Source organism: Lishizhenia sp., assembly GCF_057456495.1.
In genome coordinates, this window is record NZ_JBVCPV010000119.1 from 1 (window position 1) to 9,228 (window position 9,228).

Genomic DNA, 9,228 nt, shown 5'->3' on the forward strand with positions numbered 1-9,228 from the left:
AAGAGAAAGCGCAAGCGTTTGATATTCAGCTTCTTGAAAAAAAAATCAATGAATGCTTTAAACATGTTAAATAACACTTACCAGAAGCCCCACTACCCACCGAATTGATTTGGATGAACAATCTCTTCGCTAAAGTTCATGCTTCTGATAGCGCTATTTCTGTTGGACTTGAGTTCTATTTAGGAGAAGACAACGAAATGATTAAAAACATTCCTACGGATAATCTTTACGCATGGCAACGTAGACGCATGGTGAAGAGCTATATTCCAAGAGATGTTGTACAGGCTTGGTTACAAGCGAATATTTTCAAAGTTCCAACCGGAAAGCTTATCGAGAACATCATACACGCAGGTAAGGTAATCTATTGTGTAGAAGCTGCCTTCCCAGAAGCTAAAGACGAAGACATCATGCGTTATACTACAGAAGAATTAAAATACGCTCGTGAACACGAAGGGATGTTCTGGAAATATTTAGTAGATCAGAAATTGTTGTTTGACAATACTGAAAGAGATAAGGCCAATTTATTGAATGAAGGTCCGTATACAGTTGGTCTTCCAGACGACTCTCCCGACAGAATGGGACAGTTTTTAGGATGGCAAATGGTAAAATCCTTCATGGATAAAAATGAAGATGTATCTTTGCCTCAATTATTAGAAATAGACTACAACAAGATTTTACAATCTTACGATACAAAATAATATGTCAGAAGATAAAATAGTAAAAACGTCGAGCATTAAAGTAGACGTTGGAACCAATGAGAACAACGTTCCTGTGCGTATGAAATGGAACGCTGAGGATGGAAATGTGATGGACAAAGAAGCAAGCGCAATGCTACTTTCTTTATGGGATCCGAAGGAAAAAAACACCATGAAAATTGATTTGTGGACCAAGGATATGTCCATCGAAGAAATGAAACAATTCTTCCACCAGACTTTATTGACAATGGCAGACACATTTGAGCGTGCAACAGGTGAAAACTTAATTACAGAAGATTTACGTGATTACTGTTACCACTTTGCACAAAAAATGGAAATCTTACCAGAATAGGTTATACATTATTTACCATAAAAAAAGGCTATCCAATTGGACAGCCTTTTTTTTATGTCTTTACTATCTATTAGATAGTCATGATATCTTTCTCTTTCAACGCTACTTTATCATCAATACGCGCCACGTACTGGTTAGTAATGGTTTGAATTTGATCTTCTGCTGATTTTGCTTCATCTTCAGAAAGTCCGTCATTTTTAAGATTCTTAATGAAATCCATTGCGTCTTTTCTATTGTTACGCACACCTACTTTAGCGTCTTCACCTTCAGCTTTTGCTTTTTTACAAAGATCTTTACGTCTTTCTTCTGTTAACGCAGGAACACTGATAATCAACATCTCTCCGTTATTTTGCGGTGCCAATCCTAAGTTCGCATTGATAATTCCTCTCGAACATTCGTCTAACATTGCTTTTTCCCAAGGTTGTACAGTAATGGTTCTTGCATCAATAGTACTTACGTTTGCTACCTGCGCCAATGGTGTTGGAGAACCGTAGTAATCTACCATTACACTTTGCAACATAGATGGATTTGCTTTACCTGCACGTATTTTCAATAATACGTTATCTAAATGTTCTATTGTTTTTTCGTTCGCACCTTTAAACTCATCGAACGCCATTTGTACTTCCTCAGTCATGTCTCAAATTGTTTTCACAAAAATAAGTAACAAATATAATTAATGTTTGCTTAGGATATGGTTCCCCTAAACTTTTTCGTTGATATAAAAGGAAATTGAACCCGCAAAAAAATTTAAGATAAGTTCATCTTTCTTTCACAGTATATAGCTGCAGAATTATTATTTTAAGACTATGGATAAAAGCAAAGCAAGAGTGGCCAGTAATGCCATCGGAAGATTATACATTACAATGCGACATTTAATGAACCGTGGTTTTTACAAACCCATGGGTGTTTCTGGGAAAACCCTGCGTGAAGCCTTGCTCGAACTCCAACCTGAAATTTATGGTGCCATCGCTGAGGATAAATTAGAAATTAACGGTTTGTTCTATGTGCTCGACCGTTTACCTGAAGGCATAGAAAATTGTAAATTCATCCATTTAACTTCTGACGAAGGCTATAAAGACACACACATTCCAGTAATCATTCCTCCTAAACGTAGAAGAAAATGTTACCTCTTAGACGAAGAACAAATCAATATTGAAATTACCCGCGGTAGATCTGATGTATACGATATACTCACCCACCTTACCTTTCTCTTTATAGAGTCGCATAAAATAGCGCACCATGTGCTAAGAGAAGATGAAAAGGACACTATACGCGAGTGGAAAAAACTAGAAGAAGCCCTGCAAAAGTCAGAATTGACTGAAGAGGAAATTGAACTCGCACTTATTCATACCTCTACCATTATAGGAAGAAGTTTTACAGAAACTAAAAATGTTTACCTCCAATTTGCCAATGAACATCATCCGCACCGCTTTCTTCATTTAATCTATGGTTTGGGAAAACTAGCTTTGGATGAAATCCAAAACAAAGACAAGCGTGTAATTACCTTTTCCAAAACTTTGAGACAACGCATAGGGCATCATATCTACGGAGATATCTGGGCAACGAAACTGAAACAAAAATTACAAGAGTTACAGCTATTAAACAGGCCTCTTCATATTATCTCTGCCAACATGCACAGTGTAATGAATTACCTCTATGGAAAGCAAAGCATGCAAACTGAAAATGCCATGGATTGTTTTCAGCAATTGAGTCAGACAGAAAACAAGGCAGACAGAAAAAAGGTTATGCGCTATGCAAAACAACACGGCTTACATTTTATCAAAGACGATACGGGAACCAATATAGATGTACAAATCATAGATCTTGCTCAAGTGAACCTTAACCATAGTTACTTAGAAAAATCAAAAGCAAGTAATGCCGTATTGTTGGTTATGGACTACGCCTTTGGTGAACAAGCATACGAAAGTATGGACGAATTGTTAAAACCTTTAAGACTTGAAAAAGAAGAAATCAAACTAAAAGTTGAATCCATTTCTATTATGGGTAAAGCAGGTATTTTAGAGGGAGACAAAGGAGATATAATGTTACCTACTGCTCATGTCTTTGAAGGTACGGCCGACAATTATCCTTTCCAAAACGAACTTCACCTTTCCGATTTTCAGCACGAAGATTTGAAGGTACAATGCGGTCCAATGATTACCGTGTTAGGAACCTCTTTACAAAACAAAGATGTATTAGAATATTTCAAAACTTCCACTTGGGGCATGATAGGTTTAGAAATGGAAGGCGCACACTATCAAAAGGCCATACAGAGCGCTTCTAAGATTCGAAAAAGTATTAGCGAGGGTGTTACAGTAAGATACGCTTATTACGCGTCAGATAACCCTCTAAAAACGGGCTCTACCCTTGCCTCTGGAGGATTGGGATTAACGGGTGTAAAACCAACTTATATCATTACTAAAAAAATACTGCAACAAATCTTGAGGTAAGACTTTCCTTATATTTAATTGGCAAACCGCCGGGCCATCCGTTCTAGGTACTTCACGCATGGCAAAGTATCACTAAATATTTTGTGCACTTCCGCTGGTCGTACCCCAACTTTTAAGTGCTGCTAAACCTTGCCCAAAGTAAGCTGCCACTTCTCCCCCTGTTTGAACATAAAAAAAGCCACTCAAAAAAGAGTGGCTCTATATACATTTGAACGAGAATTAATTCTTCATTCGCAATTCTTAATTCTTAATTCTTAATTAACAAGTGTTCCTACTTGATCACCTTCCACAACTTTTCTCAAGTTTCCAGGAGTGTTCATATCAAATACAACGATAGGAAGATCATTTTCCTTACATAAAGTAAAGGCTGTCATATCCATCACGTTTAATCCCTTCGCGTAAACATCGTCAAAACTAATGTTATCGAACTTTTCTGCATTTTCATCCTTCTCTGGATCAGCTGTGTAAATTCCATCTACACGAGTTCCTTTCAAGATTACATCTGCCTCAATTTCTATCGCTCTTAAAGAAGCTGCAGAATCTGTAGTAAAGAATGGGTTACCAGTTCCTGCTCCAAAGATTACAACTCTACCTTTTTCAAGGTGACGAACTGCTTTACGACGAATGTAAGGCTCTGCTATCTCTTTCATTTCAATAGCTGATTGTAAACGCGTCTTAATATCTTGTGCTTCTAAAGCAGATTGAAGCGCCATGGCATTGATCATAGTAGCTAACATTCCCATGTAGTCACCATGTGTTCTATCCATACCTCCTTGTTGCGCTTGAACTCCTCTAAAGATGTTACCACCACCAATTACTATGGCTACCTCAACACCTAGGTCTACGATTTCTTTAATTTGCGTTGCGTATTGCGTAATTCTATCGTTATCAATACCAAACTGCTTATCACCCATGAGTGCTTCACCACTCAATTTTAGAAGAATTCTTTTGTACTGCATCTATTCCTTTTGATTTGGACAAAAATACTTCTAAAATGTATGAAAAAACAAGCTTTTGTATAAAAAATAGCGGAGAGATTTCTGGTTGACGATTATCCGGGATGCGTCTCATACAATTTACCAGAAACAAAAAAGGCCATCCCTAGGGGACAGCCTTTTTTATATTTTGAATAGCTTTTTCTTAGCTTAAAGAGAAACGCTTGAATTCAGTAACAGTTAAGTCTTTATCGATAGACTGTAAGTACTGCTCTACTGATTGCTTGTTATCTTTAATAGAAGCTTGGCTCAACAAAGTGTTTTCTTTGAAGAATTTACCTAAACGACCTTGAGCAATTTTCTCAGCCATTTCAGCAGGCTTACCTTCTTGGATCGCCAAATCTTTACCAACTTCTAATTCTCTAGCAACAGTTTCAGCATCGATTCCATCTTTGTTTAACGCTAATGGATTCATTGCCGCAACTTGCATAGCAACTTGCTTACCAGCTTCTGCATTACCTTCTTTGTTCAAAGCAACTAAAGTAGCCAATTGGTTACCTGGGTGGTTGTAAGCTACAACCTCAGCAGCTTCAACCTTCGCGAAGTTAGATAAATCTAATTTCTCTCCGATTACACCAACTTGCTCAGTAATTTTCTCAGCAACTGTTAATTTATCATCGTATTTCAAAGCGTTCAATTCTTCAACTGAAGAAGCACCGTTTTCCATACCGATGTTTAAGATAGAAGTAACAAAGTTTCTGAAGTCATCATTCTTAGCAACGAAGTCAGTCTCACAGTTCAACTGTAACATGTAACCAACGTTTCCTTTAGACTCAGCGAAGATAACACCTTCTTTAGCTTCGTTTTCACCTCTCTTAGCAGCAACTTTTTGCCCTTTCTTACGAAGGATGTCGATTGCTTGTTCGAAATCTCCATTTGCTTCAGATAATGCCTTTTTACAGTCCATCATCCCAGCTCCTGTCTTATCTCTTAATTCTTTTACTTGTGCAGCTGTAATTGCCATGTGTAAAAAATTTTATTCAATTAGTATTTTATTCTTCTTCTTCTTTTGCTGCTGCAGCCTTTGGAGCTTCAGTTTTAGCAGTCTCCTTTTTTGGAGCCTCTTTCTTAGCAGCTTTTCTTTCTTCTAAACCTTCTTTGATAGAAGATGTAACAGCATCCATAATGATAGAGATAGATTTTGTTGCATCATCGTTAGATGGAATAGCGAAATCAACTGGACGTGGGTCTGAGTTAGTATCTACCATAGCAAATACTGGAATATTCAAACGCTTCGCCTCTTTCAACGCAATGTGCTCTTTCAATACATCAACGATGAAGATCGCTGCTGGCTGACGAGTCATATCTGCGATAGAACCAAAGTTCTTTTCTAATTTCTCTCTCTGACGTGTTTTGAATAGACGCTCTCTTTTAGAAAGTGTATCCCAAGTTCCATCTGTCTTCATTTTGTCGATAGATGTCATCTTACGAACTGACTTACGTGTTGTAGCGAAGTTAGTTAACATACCACCTGACCATCTTTCAGTAACGAATGGCATGTTCACTGTGCTAACTTTATCAGCGATAATTTCTTTCGCTTGCTTCTTAGTAGCAACGAATAAAATTTTCTTTCCTGACTTAGCAATTTGCTTCATTGCTGCACACGCTTGATCCAAGTGAGCAATTGTCTTATTTAAATCGATAATGTGGATACCTTTTTGCTCAGCAAAGATGTAAGGAGCCATCGCTGGATTCCACTTTCTTTTAAGGTGTCCAAAGTGTACACCTGCGTCTAATAAATCTTTAAATTCTACTTTTGACATTTTAATTTTCTTTATTGTTTACGTTCCTTTAGTATCAGGGCCTGAGGGTTTCTAATGAAAGAAAGGGTTCTCAAGAACTTAGATGCTAAACAAGCGCCAAAATATAATCTTCGATTAACGTTTCGAGAATTGGAATTTCTTACGAGCTTTCGGCTGACCTGGCTTCTTACGCTCAACCATTCTTGGGTCACGCGTCATTAAACCTTCAGCTTTCAATGCTGGCTTCATTTCCTCATCAATTTTTACAAGAGCTCTTGAGATACCTAAACGGATAGCTTCTGCTTGTCCATTTACTCCTCCACCTGCTACGTTGATTTTAACGTCATACTGTCCAACAGTTTCAGTTAATTCAAACGGCTGAACAATCTTAGATTGTAATACAGCTACTGGGAAAAACTCCTTGTAATCTCTATTGTTAACAGTAACATTTCCAGTTCCCTTAGTAAGGTAAACTCTAGCTACTGAAGTTTTTCTTCTTCCTAATGTGTTAATTACTTCCATTTTTCTTATTTGAATGATTCAAGATCAAAATTCGCTGGCTTCTGTGCTTCATGCTTGTGCTCAGCACCTTCAACCACGATTAAATTTCTGTACAACTGGCGACCTAATTTGTTCTTAGGTAACATTCCTTTAACAGCCATCTCTACCATACGGATAGGACGCTTAGCCATTAACTCTTCTGCAGTTAATGAACGCTGTCCACCTGGGTAGCCTGTGTGACGGATGTAAGTTTTGTCTGACCACTTGTTTCCTGAAAGTACGATTTTCTCTGCGTTAATAACGATTACGTTATCACCACAATCTGCGTGAGGAGTGAAGTTGGGCTTGTGTTTACCACGGATCAACTTCGCTACCTTACTTGCTAGACGACCTAAAGTCTGTCCCTCTGCATCTACTAACAACCACTTTTTATCAGCAGTTTCTTTGTTACCAGATACTGTTTTGTAACTTAATGTATCCACTCTTTTTTAATTTATTAAATAAGACAATTTCCCCATTCCATACTTGAAACGGGGCTGCAAAGATAGTACAAGTAAATTTTATTCACAAGTCCTCGGTGGAAAAGATTGATAAAGGATTGATTTATTGTTTATTTGCTCACTTGAGACTGAACAAAACTAAACAAAAAAGCGTCACCTCAAAGAGGTGACGCCCTAACTTTTTCAAAATAAGAATCCTTAGAACTTATAACCAATGCTTAGGCTCATCATTAAGTTATGGATCGTAATCGTTCCACTATCTACGAAAAGGTGGTGGAACCATAAATCTTGTCTAACACCAGCATTACTTTCATAGGATGTATATTCAGCCCTGTCGAAAAAATCAGTGTCTAAAGAAAAGCCAACTCTAAAATGTGATTTAAAAGTTTTACTAATGGTTGTACCTATGTTCGCTTTGAGCCAAGTATTACCTGAAGATAGATTTAACATAACATTTCCTGACGTTAGTGGATAGGAATTTTTGGAAGGGTAATGTTTTCCCGTTAATAAAACTCTTGGAGATATATCTATTCCTAATTTTTGGATAGAAATGTTTCTTGCCACCCCCCATTGAATCATTGATTTATTTACTGAAACGGTTTCTGTTGTAAGTGCTGGATTGTCACTTGAAGTAGTAGACAAATCGTGGTCATACCTAACACTTTTAAAATTCACTTGAAAAGCATGAGAATATTGCGCTAGCAAACTCCACTTTTTAGATTTGGAAATAGGCGTTTGAAAATAAATAGAGAGCCCCGTTTCATTCTGTTTATAGAAGTCTCCTCTTTCCGTTTTTCCAATTTTCTCACCTTTCGTTTTTTGAATGGGAGTCTGGAAGGGAGCTACAGACCAATACGTCCTAACACCAATCTCTTGGGCAGAAATGGAAAATGTAAAAGATAGTAGTGTGAAAATGATTAGTTTTTTCATGATATTAGGTTTTATGATAACAAGTTACACGAAAAATATTTTTCAGCCTTGCATTTTAACAAAAAAAGCGCCACCTCAAAGAGATGACGCTTCTGTATAATATATGACAAAGCTCAGTAAAAAACATTACCATAATGAATACCTTCAGTTTTATAACAATTCAATTTGAGAGAATACCAATTGGTCTTTCTTCATATAGTAGTATGTCACCTTATTACTATCATCACTTGGCAAAGCATCGAAATAGTAGATTCTTCCTAAATCACCTAAGGCATCCTCAGGTAATTCGTTCTCTAAATAATCTTTATCTGATGAAATGGTAGCGGCACATAAAGACAAAGAACTAAACATTCCTTTTCTTTGAATGAATACTAAGATCATTTCTCCATCTTTTTCAGTTACATATTTGAAGTTACTCATTTTATATGCTTCTAGTAAACCTCTAAGCTGGGTAACACTTGTTGCAACTCCTTCCACAACAATTTTGTTGGCTTTATTTTTTACCACTTGCACATTTTTAAGGGCAAGTCGTTCATCAATTTCTAAGATGACAAAAGATCCAAATCTAAACGCCGTATTAATCGTAAACGCCGTTCCTCCACCTGCTCCTATAGTTGCAGATCCTCCTACAGAAGGACTTAACTTTACAGTTTCTGTGATAATTTTAAAACCTTCACCAGATCTTACGACATCATTAATAATGAATTGAGGAGAATCTTTAATGTTGTCGTCGTTATTTTTTATGGTTGTTGAAATTTTCGGACTAATCTTTCTAGACCAGTTGTATTTAATATCCTTGACAACGTCACCTTTTTTATTGTAAGATTTCAAAAAGACACCATCTGGTCGAGCACCCTTATCAGAGTATTGACCAAAGAGTACAACATCTTCATTGAACACTTTAATTTTACCTGCAACGTTATAAATACCTACACCGTACATTTCATTAAAAACAGTCTGACCCTCATTGTCAATTTTCATCACAAACTGTTCGTAATTATCCTTTTTCATTCCTTTTCCTTGTAGGTAAGAAATAATTACATTGCCTTGCTCATCTGTGATT

General features: G+C 36.9%; 10 protein-coding genes and 1 pseudogene. 3 read left to right on the plus strand and 8 right to left on the minus strand.

Annotated features, from left to right (window positions below):
- Window positions 1-89 precede the first annotated feature (89 nt).
- Window positions 90-698, plus strand: a pseudogene (locus tag AC22ZQ_RS09405) (gliding motility protein GldB-related protein); the annotation flags it as partial.
- Window position 699: 1 nt separating this feature from the next.
- Complete coding sequence (gene gldC, locus AC22ZQ_RS09410) at window positions 700-1,047, plus strand: gliding motility protein GldC (protein ID WP_318958528.1); 348 nt, start codon at window positions 700-702, stop codon at window positions 1,045-1,047.
- Window positions 1,048-1,117: 70 nt separating this feature from the next.
- On the opposite strand, the gene frr is transcribed toward gldC, so the two are convergent.
- Window positions 1,118-1,681, minus strand: a complete 564-nt coding sequence (frr, locus tag AC22ZQ_RS09415; protein WP_318958529.1) for a ribosome recycling factor — start codon at window positions 1,679-1,681, stop codon at window positions 1,118-1,120.
- 172 nt (window positions 1,682-1,853) lie between these two features.
- Between frr and AC22ZQ_RS09420 the strand changes: the two genes are divergently transcribed.
- Window positions 1,854-3,497: a DUF6909 family protein gene (locus AC22ZQ_RS09420; protein WP_318958530.1), complete on the plus strand. Its 1,644-nt coding sequence runs from the start codon at window positions 1,854-1,856 to the stop codon at window positions 3,495-3,497.
- A gap of 254 nt (window positions 3,498-3,751) precedes the next feature.
- Here AC22ZQ_RS09420 and pyrH read toward each other — a convergent pair whose 3' ends face one another.
- From pyrH to AC22ZQ_RS09455, 7 genes are all read right to left on the minus strand, one after another.
- Window positions 3,752-4,456, minus strand: a complete 705-nt coding sequence (gene pyrH, locus AC22ZQ_RS09425) for a UMP kinase (RefSeq protein WP_318958531.1) — start codon at window positions 4,454-4,456, stop codon at window positions 3,752-3,754.
- 181 nt (window positions 4,457-4,637) lie between these two features.
- The gene (tsf, locus tag AC22ZQ_RS09430) at window positions 4,638-5,456 is read right to left on the minus strand and encodes a translation elongation factor Ts (protein ID WP_318958532.1); all 819 of its coding nucleotides are present in this window, start codon (window positions 5,454-5,456) and stop codon (window positions 4,638-4,640) included.
- Window positions 5,457-5,484: 28 nt separating this feature from the next.
- A complete protein-coding gene (gene rpsB, locus AC22ZQ_RS09435; protein ID WP_318958533.1) occupies window positions 5,485-6,255 on the minus strand; it encodes a 30S ribosomal protein S2 in 771 nt (256 codons plus the stop codon).
- 114 nt (window positions 6,256-6,369) lie between these two features.
- Window positions 6,370-6,756, minus strand: a complete 387-nt coding sequence (rpsI, locus tag AC22ZQ_RS09440; RefSeq protein WP_318958534.1) for a 30S ribosomal protein S9 — start codon at window positions 6,754-6,756, stop codon at window positions 6,370-6,372.
- A gap of 5 nt (window positions 6,757-6,761) precedes the next feature.
- On the minus strand, window positions 6,762-7,217 hold the full coding sequence (gene rplM, locus AC22ZQ_RS09445) for a 50S ribosomal protein L13 (RefSeq protein WP_318958535.1): 456 nt from the start codon (window positions 7,215-7,217) through the stop codon (window positions 6,762-6,764).
- Window positions 7,218-7,433: 216 nt separating this feature from the next.
- On the minus strand, window positions 7,434-8,165 hold the full coding sequence (locus tag AC22ZQ_RS09450; protein WP_318958536.1) for a hypothetical protein: 732 nt from the start codon (window positions 8,163-8,165) through the stop codon (window positions 7,434-7,436).
- A gap of 150 nt (window positions 8,166-8,315) precedes the next feature.
- Window positions 8,316-9,228: hypothetical protein (locus AC22ZQ_RS09455; protein ID WP_318958537.1), on the minus strand; the 913-nt coding region annotated here is incomplete at its 5' end.

Bases quoted from the DNA above. Each gene is read 5' to 3' on its own strand.
- rpsI (WP_318958534.1), bottom strand. From the start codon at position 6,756: ATGGAAGTAATTAACACATTAGGAAGAAGAAAAACTTCAGTAGCTAGA.
- frr (WP_318958529.1), bottom strand. From the start codon at position 1,681: ATGACTGAGGAAGTACAAATGGCGTTCGATGAGTTTAAAGGTGCGAAC.
- pyrH (WP_318958531.1), bottom strand. From the start codon at position 4,456: ATGCAGTACAAAAGAATTCTTCTAAAATTGAGTGGTGAAGCACTCATG.
- rpsB (WP_318958533.1), bottom strand. From the start codon at position 6,255: ATGTCAAAAGTAGAATTTAAAGATTTATTAGACGCAGGTGTACACTTT.
- gldC (WP_318958528.1), top strand. From the start codon at position 700: ATGTCAGAAGATAAAATAGTAAAAACGTCGAGCATTAAAGTAGACGTT.
- AC22ZQ_RS09450 (WP_318958536.1), bottom strand. From the start codon at position 8,165: ATGAAAAAACTAATCATTTTCACACTACTATCTTTTACATTTTCCATT.
- tsf (WP_318958532.1), bottom strand. From the start codon at position 5,456: ATGGCAATTACAGCTGCACAAGTAAAAGAATTAAGAGATAAGACAGGA.
- AC22ZQ_RS09420 (WP_318958530.1), top strand. From the start codon at position 1,854: ATGGATAAAAGCAAAGCAAGAGTGGCCAGTAATGCCATCGGAAGATTA.